Consider the following 19,847-nt stretch of genomic DNA (forward strand, 5'->3'; position numbering starts at 1 on the left):
TTCTAAGTTTCATCTGAGTAATCACCGCCAGAACCATACTTCCAGGCATCAACCAAACGATGCCAATAATATTGTTGTTCATTTGGTTGATTCTTAATCCATGTTTCTAACATTGGATTTAGCCAAAACAAGGCAGTATATACACCTAAATTACCGTAATGCACCATCCAATCTAACAAACTTCCTAAACCTACTTGCGGAATGATCTTGGCAACTATTCCCGGATGAGATAAACCAGTTTTTAACAGTGTTTGTGTTAGTGCTGAAAACTGCACTATATCCTGTAAAAATGGCTTTAACACTGGTGTACCCAACTGTTGCATTTCCTGAAATACCGCCGAGAGGAGTTGGTTAATTTGATCTGAGGCAATTTTTTGATTTATACCAACACTCATCGCCCTTTGAAACAACCAAGTAACACTTAGACTCGGCTGATAGGGTTGCAGCAGCGCTAAAGCTTTTGCAGATAATTGTTCTGTTTCTAGCGCTTCGTAAATGCCATAAGTTAAACGCTTCAGGTGACGCACCATTGCCCAAAAACCACCAAAACTCAAGGGAGACTGACTACCACTGCTGTCTCCGGCTGGTAGAATGCGATTCCAAGGGGTTTTGAGAGGACTTTGACGATAGGTAGGAAAAAAGCCAAATAACGCCCGTTGAAATTTTAGTTTGCTCAATTCCACTCCCTGATATTCTGGTAGGAGACGCAGATATTCTTCAAATAGAGCTTCTAAACTCAAACGTTGGGGATGTGCATCCATGTAGGTAAACAAGTAAGTAGTTCTGCCATCCCTGGCTGGGAAGGCTTCCCAGAAGTACTGACATTGATTTTGCAAAGGTGTAAATGATAATAACAAGTCGCCTGAGCTATTTTCCGCAAAACCTTGGGCACAACTTCCCACAACCAAGCACAGCGCGTCTGGTTTTTTGCCTTGGCGTGCTTGTTGGGTGATGGGTGAAAGATGTCCCATCGCGTCAATTAATAACCGAGTTTTGAATTGGTTATTTACCATCACCCCATCTGGATGAACCACCGCTTCAGTAAAGGGTGTATTTTCTAACAACTTTCCACCCAATGCGAGAAATCGCGTTTTCAAGGTAGCCAGTAGATAAACTGGATCTACGCCGATATTCAAGACATCTTCTACCCAAACTTCTGTACCGCCATCAAAACTAACTCGCGCCGGGTTATATTGAGTTGCGATCGCAGTTTCTAATTCATCCTCAGTCAGCAAGTTTAATTCCACAAATACATCTAATTCTTTCCGAGAGATATTCCACTCTTGTTCCCTCCCCCGTAAAATACCCCGTTCCATCAATGCTACCCGCAGTCCTTTCACCGCCAAGGCGCAACCAATTAAAATACCTAAAGTGCCACCACAGATCAGCACATCGAAATCGACAACGCCTAAAGGCTGTTGACTTTCTTTAACTAACGTTGGCACAGGTGCGGTGTTTTCTCTCAAAGATGTGAGGATGCGATCGCCTTGACGCAACCCTCCTAAAACATCACCTGGTAATTGGGAAAGAATTTCTTCAGTTAAAGACATCGGGTTTGATTCCAGCAAAGTTACTAGTATTGATCGTATCTTTGCTGGAGCAACGCCTTATCCCAAACCGAATAATTTTGCGATCGCAGGCAATAATTTATTACCAGCTTCAACCAGCGATGCGATCGCAGGTAAGCCTGTAAATATCCCTTTCAACATGGTGATAGCTGTCTTCGCCGTCTTTTGCTTAGTCGATTCTTGGGGGTTTTTTTAACCTTAGTGGTTGTTTGAAAAGTATTTCGCTGTGACTATAAACACTTTTAGCTCCCCCCTAACCCAATACGGTTCGGATAAGGTTTTTTGATGACACGCCCTAGATCGCAAAGACGCGATAAATCGCCATCTTTACAATAATCAATCCTTTGTCTTGACGGCGATTTATCGCGTTTCTTGCCTTAACCGAACCGTATTGTCCCCTAACCTCCCTTAAAAAGATAGGAATCGGAATCAAAGTCCCCCTTTTTAAGAGAAATTTAGAGGGATCTAAAACTTTTGATACTGACAAGAAGACCTTTCAAGCATCCTCTAAATTTGACTATGCCCTTACCAAGGTATTTGTATCATTATGACAGTGAAACTGTATTAGCAAATTCCATAAGACTCTTGCTTAATAAATAGGGGGTAAAACCCCTCAAGCCTTAACTTTTTACCTCTGCTAAAGCAAAAAAATACCCAAATTAGAAAATTTAAAAACCTGCCAAAATGGCAACCACATTGTGATTACCCAAGTTAAATTGTACAAAGATAAACGACTTCAAGGGTTTTTTATCAGGGACTACCATACAAGCAAATCCATTTTGTAAAATACTATTTATTTACTAAGTGATTTACAAAAAACTATCTCTACTAAATTATTTGCAGAGTATTTTTATCAGCAGATAAATATCAATAATCAGGTTTGGCATTTGCTGCAACAGGAATATTAAATACGTATGGACGTTGTTGTTGAGATACGCATTAGCCCCTAAATAACGGGCAACGTCTGTATACATTCCTGTTCACTTCAGCAGCAAATGGCAGAGTGGGAGTTTGAAAGCTAACTGATATGCTTCCTCCCACTCTCTTTTTATTTATAGGAGTAGGGCGTGTTTTTAAAGTCTTAAATACCCCCAACCCCTTTTTTTAAGCTACGGTGTACACACAAGTTTTTGAGAGTTGCCTCACAGCGTTTAGATCCCCCCTAACCCACGCCAGTCGCTCCACTACAGCGCTTCGCGCATCCTGCGGCGGGGGAGACCCCAAGACCGCGCTGGCTCCCCTTAAAAAAGGGGGGAATAGGAGTCAAAGTCCTCCAATTTATCGGAGGATTTAGGAGGATCTATAACATTTTGGTTTTGTAGAGAGATGTGTGTACACCGTACCCTTTTTAAGGACGGACAAAAACCCCTCATCCCCCTTTTTAAGGGGGATTGAGGGGGATCTAATTTAGGGACAAAAACCTCTCAAAGTCCCCCTTTTTAAGGGGAATTTAGGGGGATCTAATTCTATGTTTACTTAGAAGTTGTAGCCAAGTCCTAATAGTAGCCCTACGTCAGTTTGATCCATAAAAGCAGCGTTTACAGAACCCGTCACCGTAAATCGAGAACCGAGAGGAACGTCTACACCACCAGTTAGCAGTAATCCAAAATCAGTATCGTTATTAACTTCAATGGCTACACCAGCACCGATAAAAGGAGATATAGAGAAGGTTTCGCTACCTACCTCACCGGCTGCGCGAGGTCTAAAATCCAAAGTCAAGGGAACCAGAAACTCTGTATTGTCCCCAAACAGCACTGATGGTCGGACTGAGATATTGCGTGTCAGACCAATTTTACTGATTACTGCAAAGTTACCATCGCTCAACGCTGTATCGTTGCCGCTCAAACCAATGTTACCAGCAACCCCTATATAGCTAGGGCCACCAAGAGTAGTTCTACCTGGTGTAACAGCAGGCGTTGTCCCATCTGCATTTCCTGTTGGTGGTTGATTTAACTGACTGATATTAACATCAGGTGGGACAAGGACTTGGTTAATTGCATGGATAACCCCATTGCTAGCTTTAACATCCGCCTGGATAACTCTGGCATTATTCACCGAGATTTGATTGCTAGCGCGATCGATCTGAATATTTACAGGTTTTTCTTCAGCAGTTTTCAATTCCCCAGCCGTGAGTTGACTAGAAGTGACTGCACCAGGAACGACATGGTATGTCAAAATCTTAATCAATGCTTGTCTGTTTTCTGGTTGCTGTAACTGCTGTAAGGTAGCAGCAGGTAAAGCAGCAAATGCTTGATCGGTGGGAGCGAAGACTGTATAAGGGCCTGGCTGTTGAAGAACATCTGTTAAGCCAGCTGTCTTTAATAAAGAAGTCAGAGTTGTTAGAGAACTACTGGATGAAGCAAGAGTCACAATATCGCTACCGGTTTGAGTTCCACCGACAACATACTGACTAGCTGGAAGATTGCTAGCAATGGGTTGCACTCGTCCCTGTTTAGCCAAAGCTTGATATAAGAGTGCCGCAGCTTCAGCACGAGTTAGAGGTTGTTGGGGATTGAGTTGTTTTACATCTGGATAATTAACAACAATATTGGATTGGGTTGCACTAGTAACACTAGCAACCGCATACTGCGGAATACTTGAAGCGTCGGTGTAGTAGGTGTTGAGGTCAGTACTGGTTCCAGTGCTGCTAGCAGTTAAGCCCAAACCACTCGTTAAAGCAACGAGCGCCTGTACCTTGGGTATTTGTTGATTTGGCGAAAACACGTTCCCAGGATAGCCTGCCAAAAATCCAGTTTCGTAGGCGTACTGAATTACAGAAGATGCCCAATAGCCAGCAGGAACATCACGAAATCCACCTGCGCTTAATTGCCGAATTCGGTTTTGGTTAGGGAAAGCTTTTTGAATCAGGGCGGCAAATTCAGCACGAGTAACGGCTTGATTTGGTCTGAAGCTGCCATCAGGAAAGCCAGCAATCACGTTATTGTCAGCTAGGGCTTGAATGAAGGGACGCGCCCAATAATCTGAGGAAACATCAGATAAGTTAACTGTTGAAGTTGGTGATGGTGTTGCAGATGGTGTTGCAGGAGATGGTGTTGCAGGGGATGGTGTGTCAGATGGAACGGTACTTTGAGATGAAGCTGGGGTAGAAATTACGATGGGAGTTATTGTAGCAGCTGTCATTCCCACAACTAGTAAAGCAACCCTTGCTGATGGCCAACGAAAAAAACTAAACATGGAAATATCCTCTTTTGAAATTCTTGGATTGACTATTGGAAAATACTGGATGCAAGGTTAAGTTAATACAAATATCCAGATGATTGCTTAGTTTACATCGCTATGGATGGGAACCACAAATACAACCGTTAACTCTGGAAAATCCAAATGTTGGACATTATGAGTAGCTGCTCTGACATCTCATCACATTTATCCAAATGTTCACCACAAATAGTATTATATTCCTATTTGATTTTTAAAGAACCGCAGATAACACTAATAATGATAAGCAGTGATTCTGTGGTAATATACTAAGTTGCAACAATAAAGATAATTAGTGCGAGTAGGCGATTTTATCACTTCTAAAATCGCAGTCAAGCAGTAAGAAAGTTGGCTTTTAATAGCCGTTTCTTTATAATTGCCGACGAGGGTCAATACCGTCAAGCTCAATGCATCACGATCTTTAACAAGATTTAAGAAATAGCAATGGGTGTTGGCGATATGATGTATTATTAGTCTTTTATCGTAATTATACAACTAACTAATGGCTGGATTCTGATAAAAAACTTTCACTCTTTAGATAGTTGTCGTTGAGAGAAAAAATTCCAATACTAGACTGAAAATTAGCGATCGCAATCCCAAATTTGGGGCATGATTGCGCCAAGATTTTTACCTCGGAATTATTCTTTTACAAAAGACAATTTTATGAAAATCAATCCAAGGATAAACTAGGATTTTTGATAGGACTCATGCAAACCTACACGCAGTAGGGCAATTGATGAATTGCTCCTACCTGAAAATAAAGGTTTTGGCTAAAGTTTTGCGTAAGTCCTGTTGGAATTTCATAGAAGTGCAACGTCTCTTCGCATTTTGAGCCAGTCAGAAGCGTTACTTATCTTTGCCCTAGCAAATCTGCAATTGAGGTTATTAATTCAGTTGGTTGTACTGGTTTGGCAAGATGTTTCTGAAAACCAGCTGCTAAAACTCGATCGCGATCGCTTTCTCCCGCATAAGCCGTAAGAGCGATCGCCGGAATTTCCCCTCCCTCTTTCTTTGGCATAGCCCTCAGCAGCCTAATCAGGCTGTAGCCATCCATCTCTGGCATTCCTAAATCACTGATTAATACATCAGGTATGGTCTTGACTATGACAGCCAGCGCCTCAGTTACCGATGCTGCAACAGTTGTTATTGCCCCATTCTGTTGTAGCAAAAAGTGCAAAAACTCCCGTGTGTCAGCATCATCATCAACAATCAATATCCGTAGTCCGGCGATCGCTAACGAGTTAAATTTTTGCCCGCCTCCCCCAGTTTCCTCATCTCCCCTACTCTCTTTCATCACAGGCAGTCTCACAGTAAAAATTGCTCCCTGTCCTTCTCCTGGACTAGCTGCTGTTATAGTTCCACCATGCAACTCTACCAGGTGGCGAACTATTGCCAATCCCAATCCCAGCCCACCAAATTTTTTGGTTGTACTGCTATCGGCTTGACGAAAATATTCAAATACGTGGGGTAAGAATTCAGGGGAAATCCCTTGTCCAGTGTCTTTAACTTGAATCAGTGCTGAGTGAGAAGTCAATTCCCCACTTGATGAGAGGCTGACTTCCACAGATCCATGAGAGGGAGTGAACTTGACAGCGTTCGAGAGTAAATTTCCTACAACTTGCTGTAAGCGATAATAATCGCCTGACACTTTACCAACATTAGGGTCAAGCTGTATTTTTATCTGGATGGATTTGCTTTCTGCTATTAACCGGACTGTTTCTAATGCAGCATCAATTACAGATGCTAGGTTAACAGTGGCAAAAGTCAGGTTCAACTTACCGCGAATAATTCGGGATACATCCAGCAACTCATCAATTAATTGAATCTGCAATTGAGTATTTCTTTCGATGGTTTCTAAGGCGCGATTGGTAGTAGCTTCATCAAATTTGCGGCTTTTGAGTAGCGATGACCAACCTAAAATGGGGTTGAGTGGCGATCGCAATTCGTGGGAGAGAATGGCGAGAAACTCATCTTTGTTTCGGTTTGCCTGTTTGAGTTCCTCTGCTTGTTGTCTAAGTGTCTTTTCTAATTGCTTCCTTGGGGTTAAGTCCAGAATAAAACAGATCCAAGATGGCGGATTTTTCTCTACCAAAGCACCACCAATTAGTATAGGAATGCGCGAACCATCTTTGCGGATGTATTCTTTTTCAAAAGGATTACATACTCCAACCGTTAAAAGTTGCTCTATCCCCTGCCGATCAAGAGCGTGATATTCCGGTGGAGTCATCTGTTTTCTGCGTACTTTACCTGCTAATAGTTCCTCTCGCGTATAACCCACCATTTCTAAAAAAGCCTCGTTCGCCTCAGTAATATAGTCAGGTGTGGCGAACATAATGCCAATAATATTGGAATCAACTAAGCGCCTTAATTGAGTTTCACGCTGGCGCAAATTATTTTCTATCTCTTTGCGCCCAGTAATATCCTGAGAAGTACCCATCATCCGAACTGGCTGATCGTCGGCATTGTAAAAAACACGACCTTTAGCAGCAATCCAATGAATGCTACCATCAGACCAAAGGCTGCGGTATTCAATGTCATACTCAACCTTTTCCTGAAAACAGCGAGCGATCGCTTCATTCAGGCCTTGACGATCTTCTGGATGTATGCAGTTGAGGAAAAGCTCATAGTCCATTTCGACTTCTGGGGCTAGTCCAAATAGCTCCTTACATTTCTCTGTCCAAACTAACTCGTTGGTGGTAATATCCCAAAACCACATACCCAGTTCCGCAGCAGTAGTGGCTAACCGAATCCGTTCTTCACTCTCGCGCAGGTTTGTTTCAATTTGCTGGCGTTCGCGTAGCGCAGCTTGCTGTTTGGTAATATCAGTACTAGCACCAACTACCCTAACTACCTGACCATTTGCATCCCGAACAGCAAACCCCTGGTCTTGCACCCATAAATAGCGGCCATCTTTGTGACGGATTCGATACTCAATGCTATAACGGTTGCCATTGGCCATATTAGCCATGAACTGGTCGTTAACTCTTTGTTGGTCATCGGGGTGGATGAGTTGTTGCCACCACTCGAAGGTAGGTTCAGCTTCTTGTTGTGTGTAGCCAAAAACCTGAGTTAAACCCTGAGTTCTTTCCACACTACTTCTGTGAATTTCCCAGTCATAGATTAGACAATTAACCGCCGCAGCTACTAGCTCAAACCTTTCGTTACTTTGCCGCAGCGAAATTTCTATGTGTCGTCGCTCTGTAATATCAAAAGCAATGCCTAAAAGATATTTTGGGAATCCCTCAACAGTTCTGCTATATACAGTGTCATAGCTACAAAACCAACGCCACTCTCCATTAGCGTGTCGAATTCGGTACTCAAAGCTGAAGACTTCGCCCTGACGGGCAGAATTAAATCTTTCAAAATAAGCAGGGAGTTGAGCCAAATCTTCAGGGTGTAGAAGTTGGGTAAATAAATCCTTTCCCATTGCCTGGATTTCTGCTGGTGTGTAGCCCCAACCTTGAGCAATTTCGTAATTAACATAAGAATTTCGCTGCTCAATGAGGTCATATATGTAAAGTATCCCCGGAAGAGTACCAGCAATTTGTTGGAACAAACGTTGACTATCCCACAGTATCTGAGATTCATTTGCATCAACTTGTTGAGTATCTTCATCAAGTTGTGCCTGCTTAAATTCTGTAATCTCCGAAAAAGTTGTGACGATCGCAAAGGGAGTGTTTACTCCCGCTTGGAACAGAGGTTGTGAAGATAATAATAGCCAGACTAGCTCACCATTTGGCTTATAAAAGCCACACACCACATTTAAACAAGGTTTACCTGTTTTCTGAGCAGCGATCGCTGGGTGAGTTTCATTAGCTAAAGGAGAGCCATCTTCATGAAGAAATTGCCACTTGGGATCTAGCAAATTTTGCCCTACCAGATGTTCTGCGGTTAATCCCAAAATGCGATCGCAAGCTGCATTGCAAGCCTGGATAGTACCATCCGCCAACTGAAGCAACATTCCCTCTTCTCCACTGGCTAAGAGCGAATAATTTGCTTTTTTACTAACTTGCCGATGCAGCAGCTTTTCATTAGCCAGCTGGTTTCGGGACTTTTCCGCGTCTGGCATTCTGTAAAGTTAAATAAATTTAAAGTTAATTTAAGATTCAGAGGCTTATACTCACATAGATTTTAGCCCTATTTCTTCCATTTTTAGGCAAAAATATTACTATCTAGTCGGCTTTCGCATTTGCCGATAAGTCTAATTTAGTTAAACTTAAATTTTTTGTGATATATTTCTGTAATCTACAATACCCGTGATGTAGATAATATTGTCGTAGATTTTAAAATTTAATATTATGTCTAGTCAAGAGCCAAAGTCTAATCAAGCATTTCAGCAAACCCAGGCTACCGGAACAAAGAAGAAGAAACTACAACCTCCCCCAGACATCAAAAAACCAAAGAAAACCGAATAAAAATATATTTCCTAATCATACAAAATACATCATAGTCCCCTCCTCGCTTGAGGGGAGTAGGGTGTTTCATAGAGAAAAACTAAAACTGGGTTTCAAAGCCTCTCTCCGCTTCGGGGAGAGGTTTGGAGAGGGGTAAAAAGCTATGCCACAAAACGAGAAATCAAGACTTATGTCTTTTTCTTTTTCTTTTTTTGTATGAAACTACCCTGTTTCCCCGAAGCGAGAACCGCTATAAAGATTTAAATTAAGTCTCTACAATTGTCATAAAATCGAAGAAGAATTCTGAATTCAGAATCAATACTTCGGCTTACCTCGACTCCGCTCGGCACGAGTCGCTCAGTAGCCATCAGTCAGGGATTCAGCTCCGCGACTGAATTGTTGTACCACCAAATTTTCTTGTTTGGTAGGGGTGGAAAAACGCCTATTATTCATCCGCCAGTCGTACAAAATATTCAACTGAATTCTGTTCGCGGAGCGTGCCGGAGGCATTATTCTGACTCCTGACTCCTGACTCCTGAATTCTGTTCGATAAAACAAGGAGCTTAAGCCCCTTGCTCTATGCAACCTCAAAAATAATCGATATTATTTATTTTTCGCTTGAGTCTTTGCCTGTTCTAAAGCTATTTCTTTAATAGCCTGATATGAATTAACATTTGAACTACCTTCAATAGCTTTAACTGCCAAATCCTGAACTTGCTTGAGAGCAGATTCAAGTTGTTTAGAAAGATTTTGAATCCGCGTCTCTTGATTATTAATAGTTTGTTCTAGAGATTGCAGTCTTTGTTCATAAAAACGCTTTTGCCCTTCCACTTCCTTAGAATATAAATCTGATTTTACTTTCGCCTGGTAGTGGGCGATGCCTTTGCCTTCTTCTATAGCTTTTTTGATAGCTGCTTCTTTATCTTTCGGGAAAGCCTCTACCTTAGCTTTTAATTCTTCAAATTGTTTCTCTCTTTCAGAAATTGCTTTCTCTCGTTCAGCCCACTGTTTCTCTGTCTCTTGTAATAATTCTTCTAGTTGTTTATATAGTGCTTTCTGCTCTTGTTCGTATTCGTCACTTTGCAGTTGTCGTTGGAGTTCTAAATTATACTTATACTCTGATGCATCGCGTTGCCGAGTTTTATTCAAGTTTTCATTTCGTTCTTTTATCGCCTGTTGCTGTTCCTCCTGTTCTTTTCCCCAAGTATTTCTTTGCTCTAGTATTTCTTGGAATAACACTTCATAACGCTGGCTATATTCTTCCTGATAAGCTTTCGTATTATCTTCATAAGCTTGGATGAGAGTATCCAAGATATCATCAGAAATTTCTAAATTGTGCAGCTGTGTTAATTGTTGGATTTCTTCTTCTAAATTTCGCCTGATTTCTTCCAACTTAGAGGCTTTTGTGGTTAGCTGTTCCGATAATTCATTAGCAGCACTGCCAAAACCTAATTGAATCTTTGCCAAGCTTTCAATTGTATTGTTCATCTTCTGTTGGACACTAGAAAGCTGATTCATAGCTGTTTTTTGTTCTAATTTAGGCTGTTCTTTAGTTCCAGATTGGTTTTCTTTAGCAACTTTTTCAAGTTCCGATTTCAGTGCTGCTTTTTCTTTAACTAACTCCTCATACGCCTGAAGAATTTCTACTTTAGTATTCTTATCAGTCGGCTTTTTCACCACCACGACAAACCTCCTCTTCAGGAATTAAAAATGGTTAAGATGCTACAGACTCGTAACTATTTAGGGTTAGAACTACCAAAAGCCCTCATAGCTAAGTCTTGTGCTTGTTTTAATGCAGTTTGCAATTGAGCAGAGATACCTTCTATTTGCTCAGACTGTTTCTTAATTGTTTCTTCCAGAGATTGAATTTTTTGTTCATAACTCTGTTTGTTAGATTCCCATTCTCTCTCAAATAAATCAGCCTCAATTTTAGCTTTTTGGCTTGTTTCTTTAATTGCTTCTTCTCTAGCTTTCTTAACGGCTTCTTCCAGTTCGTTAGGAAATGTAGTTACCTTTTGTTCATAGTCTGCAAACAAGGGTTGGCGTTCAGCAAATATCTTTTCTCGTTGTGCCCAATCTTTCTCTTTCTTTTGAGAATTCTCTTGTATTTCTCTTTGCTGTTGGCGCTTTATTGCTTCGTAGCTATCGGTATTGAGTTTACGAGTAGTTTCTAACTTATACTGAGATTCTTCTTGTTCTTGCTGACGATCCTTGGCTAATAAATCGTTATATTCTTGGAGTTTTTCTTCATACTCACCTTGCTCTTTTTGCCATTCTTTTCGCCTAATTGTAATTTCTTTTTCTAGTGCTTCCCTTTTGCTGATAGTATCTTGTTCTAGGGTTTTTAATTTTTCTTGGTGTTCTTGACTTAAAATGTCTAGAGTATCCGCTACAACTCTGATTTGTTGAAGTTCTTGTAAACGTTGAGTTTCAATTTCTATAGCTCGGTTTAATTCATCTAACTTAGAATTTTCCTGAGCTAGTTTTTCAGATAATGCATTGAGAATACTGCCAAACTCCAATTGTAAATCAGCTAAACCTTTGACAATACTATCAACGGTATATGCAGAAGCTGCTTGCAGAATTTCTTGACTTTTTGCCTTGTCTGCTTCCTCTTGTTTGGTTGCTATTTTAGATTCCAGCTTTTTTCTTTGGATAATAATTTGTTGAAATGCTTGCATTAGTTGTTGTTTGCTGTCCTTGACTCCAACTGTAGTCATCTTCCAACTCCCTTCAATAGGCAAATGATTTATTGGGTAGCAAGCCATACCAATGACTACCCTATGCAGACATCAGAGTAGCCTTTAAATCAACATTTTTAACGCAGTGGAAATACTGAAATCATCGATATAGGATACTTAAGTGGTACGAATTTTCCACAGATATGTCCTTCTATTTTTCAGGTATAGTTTTCCCTTTGAGACTTTATAGTAATTTTGTACTACAATAAATATACCTAACCTCATCTCTTCTTGTCAAGATAATGCTTTATATAATTACGCCACACAACAAAGCATTAAAAGCTGGCAGTCACAGTGATTTAGAAGGGTGATGTGATGTGTGTTACTTTTTGTAAAGAAAATCTAAAAGAATTAACCCTAGCAGAAGTGCCGTTGCACTAAGGCGAGATAATAGGTTTAATCATGCTAATTGATACAGCCACAGTCCCAGACTTTTGTGATATCAATGTATACCACTGAATCGACCAAATATTCTGCCAGAACGGACATTGGACAAACCAGCCGTATTCTAGTAGTAGAAGATGAAGAATTAATCCAGGAAATGCTAGCTGTAGCCCTGGAAGAGGAAGGTTACGGGGTGATAACTGCACGCGATGGCCGATCTGCTGTAGAATATCTCAAAAGTTTTGAAACAAACTCAGGGGAAGTTCCCTTTGATTTGATCATTCTTGATTTGATGCTGCCGCAAATCAATGGGCTAGATATATGCCGTTTGCTGCGTCATCAAGGAAACCCAGTACCGATTTTAATGCTCAGTGCTAAAGGTAGTGAAACTGACCGCGTTTTGGGGTTGGAGGTGGGAGCAGATGACTACCTAACCAAACCTTTTAGTATGCGTGAGTTAGTAGCTCGTTGTCGCGCTTTACTCCGCCGCCAACGTCTAAGTAATTTACCACAACTACCAGTATTAAAATTCAAGGATGTCAGCTTGAACCCTCAAGAATGTCGGGTGCTGGTTCGTGGGCAAGAGGTGAGTCTTTCACCTAAAGAGTTCCGCTTGCTGGAATTGTTTATGAGTTATGCCCGGAGGGTATGGTCGCGGGAACAATTATTAGATCAGGTTTGGGGGCCGGATTTCGTTGGTGATAGTAAAACCGTAGACGTTCATATTCGGTGGTTGCGCGAAAAATTAGAGCAAGACCCCAGTCATCCCGAATATATTGTGACTGTACGAGGTTTTGGCTATAGGTTTGGATAATTAGTTTAGATAGTTGTTAGTTTTTAGTAGTCACCAACAAACTAACAACTCAAATGCTTTTATTGGGATTTTTTCTGGGTTTAGCGGTAGGCATTGGGTTTTGGATTTGGCAACAGGTTCGACTTAACCGCTACCTGGGGCGCTTATTCCGACCGTTAACCTCGCATTCTGACAAGATGGGACTGCTGCTGATTCCTGGGTTATGGCAGGAAATAGCAATGGTGAAACAGCAACGGCAAGATTTGCAGCAGTCATTGCAAACTTACCAAGACTTGCTAGATTTTGCACCAGTAGGATATTTGCAGGTAGATGAGGAAAATCAGCTGCTGTGGTGTAATCGGCAGGCGCAGGAAATTTTGTATCTGCAAAGGTGGCAACCAGAAGAAATACGCTTACTACTAGAGTTAGTACGGTCTTACGAACTTGACCATTTAATTGAGCAAACTCGCGATCGCCAAAAACCACAGATGGGAGAATGGATATTTCATCCATCTTGTGATGATGCAGCAGAGATGCCAACAATAAAATCTCTGGCTTTGCGGGCATCTAGTTTGCCTTTACCCAATGGACAAGTAGGAGTATTTTTAGAAAATCGTCAACCCCTATTAGACATAAATCAAATACGCGATCGCTCTTTTTCTGATTTAGCCCACGAACTCAGAACGCCCTTGACCTCGATTCGCTTGGTTGTGGAAACTTTACAAATCCGCTTGGAACCACCTCTAAATCGCTGGGTTAACCGTTTAATGCAGGAAGTTGATCGGCTGATTAACTTAGTGCAAAGCTGGTTAGACCTGACCCAAATGGAAGCAAACCCAACCATGCAATTGCAAGCCAAAGCTGTAGAATTGCGATCGCTAATTACATCTGTTTGGGAAACACTAGAACCGCTAGCACAGCGCCAACATCTATCTCTTTCTTATTCTGGCCCAGAAAATCTCTGGATTAAAGCAGATCAAGCCCGGATTTTCCAAGTTTTTCTCAACTTGCTAGACAACAGTATTAAATACAGTCCTCCTTCTACAAATATTCGCGTTGAAGCGAAAATCTTATCAACAAAAGATAATGATGCTACTTCTCCAATTTTGGAAATAAATCTTATTGATTCTGGAGTTGGGTTTTCTGAGGCAGATTTACCCCACGTTTTTGAGCGATTTTATCGAGGAGATAAGGCGCGAACCCATTCCCCACAAGATAGTAACTCCATTGGGGCGATCGTTGGCAATGGATTAGGATTAGCGATCGTTGAGCAAATTCTAATCGCCCACGGTGGCTCAATCAAAGCAATGAACCATCCAGAAAGCGGTGGTGCGTGGATGCAACTTCAATTTCCTGAAGTTATGGCAAACTCTTTAAGCCAAGACTATAGTTAGTAATATCTTCACCTTTAAGACAACAAGTGTGAAAGCTGTCCATTATGGTTCCAATCCTCAAAGACCCGAACTCGCACGCGCCATTAGGCGCTTAGAACGGGACGTATTACGCATGGGTGCTTTGGTAGAACAATCATTTCGCCTCAGCCACCAAGCGTTATTTGCTCGTAACTTAACAGCAGCTGAGGAACTTCCTCTATTAGATAAAAAAATTGATCGCTTTTATCGGCAAATCGAATCAGACTGTACGGCGATTATGACGCTGCAAGCGCCTACAGCTCAAGATTTGCGCTGCTTGAGTGCCTTTATGCAACTGGTGCGAGATTTAGAGCGCATTGGCGATTATGCTGAGGATTTAGCTGAAATTGCGATTAAAATTTTTCCTTATGCGCCTCATCCGTGTTTATCTGAAATTGAAGCCATGTCCCTTCACGCGCAGGCGATGCTAGCAACTAGCTTGAAAGCTTTGGGAGATTTCGATGAAGGCGGTGGTCGCCGTTTAAAGCGCCTAGATGATACTGTAGATGATGCTTATGATCGCGTTTATCAAACTTTAGCCCAACAACGGGATGTCCCTGGTGTAGTCGAGCCAATTGTGCTGCTAGCACTGGCAATTCGTTGTCTGGAACGGATGGCAGATCATGCAACTAATATCGGCCAGAGGGTAGCATATATTGTCACCGGTCAACGCTCTTAATTGACGGTTCATCAGTCCACAGGCTAAAGCCACTACCTCTAGGGACTGACAAATAAAAAAACATCCCAAATTTTCTTGTGGGATGGGTATCCGCACTACGTGCCGCTACGCGAACACCCGTCCTATATTTAGGGCGGCACGATGCCATTGGTGTCAACTTAACCTGAAACCCTCGCAATGACGTTATATTAAACCTACTCAATTACCAATTAAGTCGTCGGAACCCCACCCCGCTTTTGTCTAGCGACAAAATCTCCCCTCCCCGTGAACGGGGAGGGGATTAAGGGGAGCCAGTGCGGGAACAGGGGTTTCCCCCGCCGCAGGATGCGCGTAAAGCCTTCTCTACGAGACGCTGCGCGAACGGCATAGCTTCGCTTAACGCAAAGCGTCTCCAAGAGTTGCGCTGTAGTGGAGCATCTGGCGTGTGGGGTAAAATGACCGTGGAATAAGCTTTCTGACTTAAGTTGACACCAATGGCTTTTCGGCCCACCCCACAAGATGGATAATTTATTTCTTGTCAGTCTCCTAGCTCAGAAGAATCATAAATCTATATGAGCAGGTAGAAAAACTATTTACTGTTTAATTATAAAAATAGTAGCTTTTGATTCAGTTTTGCCGCGACTTTTTTAGAGCTTGGATATCACTTGCAAGCCAAAATATAATTAGTGCTAAGGTTGGTACAACCGTTAAAAAATCGCACAGTCGGATACCTCGTAGTAGATAGTTAAAAACAGTACTGCTAGTACAGAAGACTATGCTAGTAATCACGAATCTTTTTGAATTAGAATCTATGTTTAAAGCTACGACTGCCAGCAGCACAGAGGAATACCAAGAGCAATACCAAGGAGCAGCAAACAAAAATAATATTAAGGTAATCCATCCTATATTTATACTAAAAGTAGTTGTAGAATATGTTTTTTTCAAATATGGTTTTACCAGAATAATCAAATAAGAAACTACAAATATAGAAAAGATTATAGGTTTAGATATTGAGACTACAGTTTCTTGGAAAATTACAGGAAGGTGTAGAATTTTTATACTCAGTACATTCTTAATCAAAGAATATAATGAACCGCCTACTCTTTCTTTAACGCCAGGATTGAAAAGGCTTATCCAAGCATCGACTGAAGGTAAAGCTATCAGATAAGTTGCAAAAATTATAGCTACAGAGATACAAATAGCACTAAATAAAATTTTCCAACGTTGTTGTTTAATCAAATAAACAAAAATTAAGGGCAACCAAACAATTGGTAATGTTTTAATTAGAAAACCAATCCAAGCTGTAACAATCGCAGCTAGATAATTATAGTTTTTCAGGCATATTATTAAAATAATTAAAATGGTAGAAATTAAGACATCTATATGGGCATTTGTAACCTGCTCATACAGAAGCAATGGGCTAACTAAATATGCAGTTGTTACATTAATTTTATGAGGAGAGTTTTTTAAATGTCCCCAAATTAAGTAACTATTTAATATATGGAATAAAAGACATATTAATTTAAATGCATAAATTCCTAAACTAGGAATAATTGCAACGAAAAGAGCGGAAAACATAAAAAAGAGTTGAGATATAGGCCCATAAGTAGAAGTCTGTTTCCAAACCAGAAATGGAGACAATTCTGAGGTAAATGTGCTTGCAGGATTAATAAAAGGGTTAATTCCATTTAAATACATTAAACCATAATGGATGTACAAATTGATATCAGTAGTTATGGGATAAGCTATGAAGGAAATTAATAGAAAAAACGAACTATTTCTTAATATTTTTATAAAGGTTACATCTGTTTTTTTATTCTTGTTTATTATTAGCCACAGAACATATATGATATTTAAACAAAGGTATTCTATACCTGTTCTTATTTGGTCAAAATGTTTAGGAAAATCAGGTAAATATCGACCTGTAGAATTACCTAAAGCATCAAGATAAAAAGAATAAGCTCTAATTGCTAATTCTCCACATAATATTAATGAGAAAAATATGGCTAACCCTAACAATATTTGGTTCTTTTTACTGTTAGATATGTTTGCGTTTAGCATAAGCATAAAAATTAAATCCCAACTTAAACTGATAGCTATATGTTGAGCTTGCAGGTCTGAAATACCTCAATTTACCATCAAATTTTCACTTGTATTATCATTATCCATAATGATAATTATTCGCCATTGAAGAATCTTACACGATTAAATACATCCCAATCAATAGTACTATAAAGTTACGTAGCAAAACTGAACATCTTTAATGATTACTCGCAAAACTCAAAAAAATAATATGGTAATCTTAAATCATTCGTGAGATGTATAGCAATTTTAGACCATTTCTGATAAGATACAATACTGAAAAAGCATTAAAGTTATGTTTGCGACTAAGTACAAGTTGTATCATGTGGATAGAATCAATAACAAAGTTTATTGAAAACAGCCAATATAATGGTGAAATTAAACGCGCAAATGCAGTTAATATACTGCTCTTGGTATACAACCATGAGGCAACAATGCCAACACTGGGTGTTTCGAGTTATTTCATCAGTAAATGGAAAAAATCATTTTTTCAAAGGGGAACTGAAGGTTTAAAGCTTGCTGCACATAAAGGAAGTTATGGACTTCTGAATATATAAAACGCGCAGAGATAATAGACAAGGGTTTTAAACCCACCTCCGTTCAGAAGGCAGCAGGCAGATGTCAAACTTTTCAGAACATCTAACTGTAACAATAACCAGGTTCAGTCAATAAAGTGCGCAGATGTTCAAATCTATTTCCTTTAGTCTTTACAGATAAATGTGAAATTATGAATAAAAACTCATCCAACTCGCTGTTACCAGTACCAACAGGCCCACTAAAGATTTCAGAGTTACCCCCTCATAGTGTGGGTATAAATGGTGAATCTATCCATCTATCTCTAGTAATTCCTACTTATAAAGAGCGTGACAACATCCAAAATGTGGTCAGTATATTGAGTCGGTTGCTCGATGAATCAATTCCAGGAAACTATGAACTAATTGTGGTAGACGATAATAGCCCAGACCGAACTTGGGAGATAGCACAATCCCTGACAACAGAATACCCTCAGCTGCGGGTGATGCGACGCGAACAAGAACGGGGGCTGTCTTCGGCAGTGATTCGTGGGTGGCAAGCAGCAACGGGAAGTGTGTTAGGGGTGATTGATGGAGATTTGCAGCATCCGCCAGAGGTGCTGATGCAACTGTTGCGTAATGTTGAGCAGGGGGCGGATTTGGCAGTAGCTAGTCGTCATGTCGATGGAGGCGGTGTTAGTAGCTGGAGTGTTATCAGGCGTTTATTGTCTCGTGGCGCTCAATTATTAGGCTTGGTTATTTTACCGGGAGTATTGGGCAGAGTTTCCGATCCCATGAGTGGTTATTTTATGGTGCGCCGAAGTGCGATCGCTAATGCAACACTCAATCCGGTAGGATACAAAATTCTCTTAGAAGTAATCGGACGGGGACAGGTAGATGAAGTTGCCGAAGTTGGATATGTATTTTGTGAGCGCAAAGAGGGTGAAAGCAAAGTTACATGGAAACAATACATAGATTACATTCACCACTTAGTAAGGTTACGGCTATCGGGAGGTAATAAAAAACAAAAACTCACTCAACAAACGGGTTTCCCCATTGGTCGATTTCTCCGCTTTGGCTTAGTAGGACTGAGTGGGGTATTTGTGGATATGACAATTCTTTATTTACTCAGCGATCCCACTACCTTGGCTTGGCCCCTGACACGTAGTAAAATTATCGCTGGTGAAATTGCGATTTTAAATAATTTCTTCTGGAATGACGCTTGGACATTTGCTGATATCAGCGCCAGACAGCAAGAATGGCATCAACGCCTGAAGCGGTTTTTGAAGTTCAACGCTATTTGCCTTGCTGGATTGGTATTGAATGTACTGGTATTAAATTTGGTATTCAATTTTCTTATTCATAACCGTTATATTGCCAACTTTATTGCGATCGCAGTTGCTACTATCTGGAATTTCTGGATTAATTTGAAACTTAGCTGGCGCGTCACCGAAGTAAAATAATCACAACGAGATTTTGATTTTTGCCTTTAGAACGAACTTAAATCTCAGCATAGCCTCAACTCAAGCGTATTAGCTTATAGGCATTGACAAGAAATAAATTATCGATCTTGTGGGGTGGGCATCCTGCCCGCCCTGAATATGGGACGGGTATTCGCGTAGCGGCACTTAGTGCAGACAACTATCCTACAAGAAAATTGGGAATGTTTTTTTATTTGTCAGTCCCATAAAAGGGGGAAATCAGAAATCTCTTTCCCTCCCCAGTACATACCTACGGTGTACACACAAGTCTTAAATGCCTAGCTCGATCAGGCTTTGCTTGTTCCCGCACGGAGTATGGAAACGAGAGAAACCCACCTTTTTGGTTGAAAACTTGCTCAATAAAAATAAGTTAACTAAATATTTTACTAAAAGCTTACCTGTTCTTAAACTTGCACAATTAAAGTAACAGATAAACAAACGAAAAGAATTAGGATCTACTTAACTCATAGATACCTAAAGCTAGAAGTTGTTATCAATAAAAAAGATTTTGGGCTAGTCTGTAGCTCTCATTGGGAAGAATACACCTATTAAATACACAGATAGATTTTGATTAATACAAATTATTAGAGTTTCTTAAGCATTTTA

General features: G+C 40.5%; 11 protein-coding genes and 1 pseudogene. 5 read left to right on the forward strand and 7 right to left on the reverse strand.

All coding sequences use genetic code 11. From position 1 onward, the window contains the following. Positions 1-2: 2 nt before the first annotated feature. The 6 genes from HWQ36_RS09660 to HWQ36_RS09685 form a co-directional block, all read right to left on the reverse strand. On the reverse strand, positions 3-1,550 hold the full coding sequence (locus HWQ36_RS09660) for an FAD-dependent oxidoreductase (RefSeq protein WP_292701210.1): 1,548 nt from the start codon (positions 1,548-1,550) through the stop codon (positions 3-5). Between the two features lie 1,494 nt (positions 1,551-3,044). Next, positions 3,045-4,763: a fasciclin domain-containing protein gene (locus HWQ36_RS09665; protein WP_292701212.1), complete on the reverse strand. Its 1,719-nt coding sequence runs from the start codon at positions 4,761-4,763 to the stop codon at positions 3,045-3,047. An 871-nt stretch (positions 4,764-5,634) separates the two neighbouring features. Beyond that, the gene (locus HWQ36_RS09670; protein ID WP_292701215.1) at positions 5,635-8,853 is read right to left on the reverse strand and encodes a PAS domain-containing protein; all 3,219 of its coding nucleotides are present in this window, start codon (positions 8,851-8,853) and stop codon (positions 5,635-5,637) included. Between the two features lie 682 nt (positions 8,854-9,535). Next, entirely contained in the window at positions 9,536-9,688 is a 153-nt protein-coding gene (locus tag HWQ36_RS09675; protein WP_292701217.1) for a hypothetical protein, read from the reverse strand. A 93-nt stretch (positions 9,689-9,781) separates the two neighbouring features. After that, complete coding sequence (locus HWQ36_RS09680; RefSeq protein ID WP_292701219.1) at positions 9,782-10,861, reverse strand: hypothetical protein; 1,080 nt, start codon at positions 10,859-10,861, stop codon at positions 9,782-9,784. Positions 10,862-10,914: 53 nt separating this feature from the next. Beyond that, the gene (locus HWQ36_RS09685) at positions 10,915-11,898 is read right to left on the reverse strand and encodes a hypothetical protein (protein ID WP_292701222.1); all 984 of its coding nucleotides are present in this window, start codon (positions 11,896-11,898) and stop codon (positions 10,915-10,917) included. 466 nt (positions 11,899-12,364) lie between these two features. Between HWQ36_RS09685 and HWQ36_RS09690 the strand changes: the two genes are divergently transcribed. The 3 genes from HWQ36_RS09690 to phoU are packed head-to-tail and all read left to right on the forward strand — an operon-like array spanning position 12,365 to position 15,187. After that, positions 12,365-13,117 carry a response regulator transcription factor gene (locus tag HWQ36_RS09690; protein WP_292701224.1) on the forward strand — a complete coding sequence of 251 codons (753 nt, stop codon included), beginning with the start codon at positions 12,365-12,367 and terminating at the stop codon, positions 13,115-13,117. Between the two features lie 53 nt (positions 13,118-13,170). After that, a complete protein-coding gene (locus HWQ36_RS09695; protein WP_292701226.1) occupies positions 13,171-14,490 on the forward strand; it encodes an ATP-binding protein in 1,320 nt (439 codons plus the stop codon). A gap of 28 nt (positions 14,491-14,518) precedes the next feature. Further along, on the forward strand, positions 14,519-15,187 hold the full coding sequence (gene phoU / locus HWQ36_RS09700; protein WP_292701228.1) for a phosphate signaling complex protein PhoU: 669 nt from the start codon (positions 14,519-14,521) through the stop codon (positions 15,185-15,187). A gap of 606 nt (positions 15,188-15,793) precedes the next feature. On the opposite strand, the gene HWQ36_RS09705 is transcribed toward phoU, so the two are convergent. Beyond that, positions 15,794-17,233, reverse strand: coding sequence for a hypothetical protein (locus HWQ36_RS09705; RefSeq protein ID WP_292701230.1), 1,440 nt, complete (start codon positions 17,231-17,233; stop codon positions 15,794-15,796). A gap of 344 nt (positions 17,234-17,577) precedes the next feature. On the opposite strand from HWQ36_RS09705, the pseudogene HWQ36_RS09710 reads away from it, so the two are divergent. Both HWQ36_RS09710 and HWQ36_RS09715 read left to right on the forward strand, forming a co-directional pair. Beyond that, positions 17,578-17,799: pseudogene (locus HWQ36_RS09710) on the forward strand (IS630 family transposase); the annotation flags it as partial. Positions 17,800-17,975: 176 nt separating this feature from the next. After that, positions 17,976-19,223 (forward strand): glycosyltransferase, encoded by a 1,248-nt coding sequence (locus HWQ36_RS09715; RefSeq protein ID WP_292701232.1) that lies wholly within the window; start codon positions 17,976-17,978, stop codon positions 19,221-19,223. Positions 19,224-19,847 lie beyond the last annotated feature (624 nt).

The organism is Nostoc sp. NMS2 (genome assembly GCF_017115105.1).
GTDB lineage: Bacteria > Cyanobacteriota > Cyanobacteriia > Cyanobacteriales > Nostocaceae > Nostoc.

Bases quoted from the DNA above. Each gene is read 5' to 3' on its own strand.
- HWQ36_RS09660 (WP_292701210.1), bottom strand. From the start codon at position 1,550: ATGTCTTTAACTGAAGAAATTCTTTCCCAATTACCAGGTGATGTTTTA.
- HWQ36_RS09665 (WP_292701212.1), bottom strand. From the start codon at position 4,763: ATGTTTAGTTTTTTTCGTTGGCCATCAGCAAGGGTTGCTTTACTAGTT.
- HWQ36_RS09670 (WP_292701215.1), bottom strand. From the start codon at position 8,853: ATGCCAGACGCGGAAAAGTCCCGAAACCAGCTGGCTAATGAAAAGCTG.
- HWQ36_RS09675 (WP_292701217.1), bottom strand. From the start codon at position 9,688: ATGCCTCCGGCACGCTCCGCGAACAGAATTCAGTTGAATATTTTGTAC.
- HWQ36_RS09685 (WP_292701222.1), bottom strand. From the start codon at position 11,898: ATGACTACAGTTGGAGTCAAGGACAGCAAACAACAACTAATGCAAGCA.
- HWQ36_RS09690 (WP_292701224.1), top strand. From the start codon at position 12,365: ATGTATACCACTGAATCGACCAAATATTCTGCCAGAACGGACATTGGA.
- HWQ36_RS09695 (WP_292701226.1), top strand. From the start codon at position 13,171: ATGCTTTTATTGGGATTTTTTCTGGGTTTAGCGGTAGGCATTGGGTTT.
- HWQ36_RS09705 (WP_292701230.1), bottom strand. From the start codon at position 17,233: ATGCTTATGCTAAACGCAAACATATCTAACAGTAAAAAGAACCAAATA.
- HWQ36_RS09715 (WP_292701232.1), top strand. From the start codon at position 17,976: ATGAATAAAAACTCATCCAACTCGCTGTTACCAGTACCAACAGGCCCA.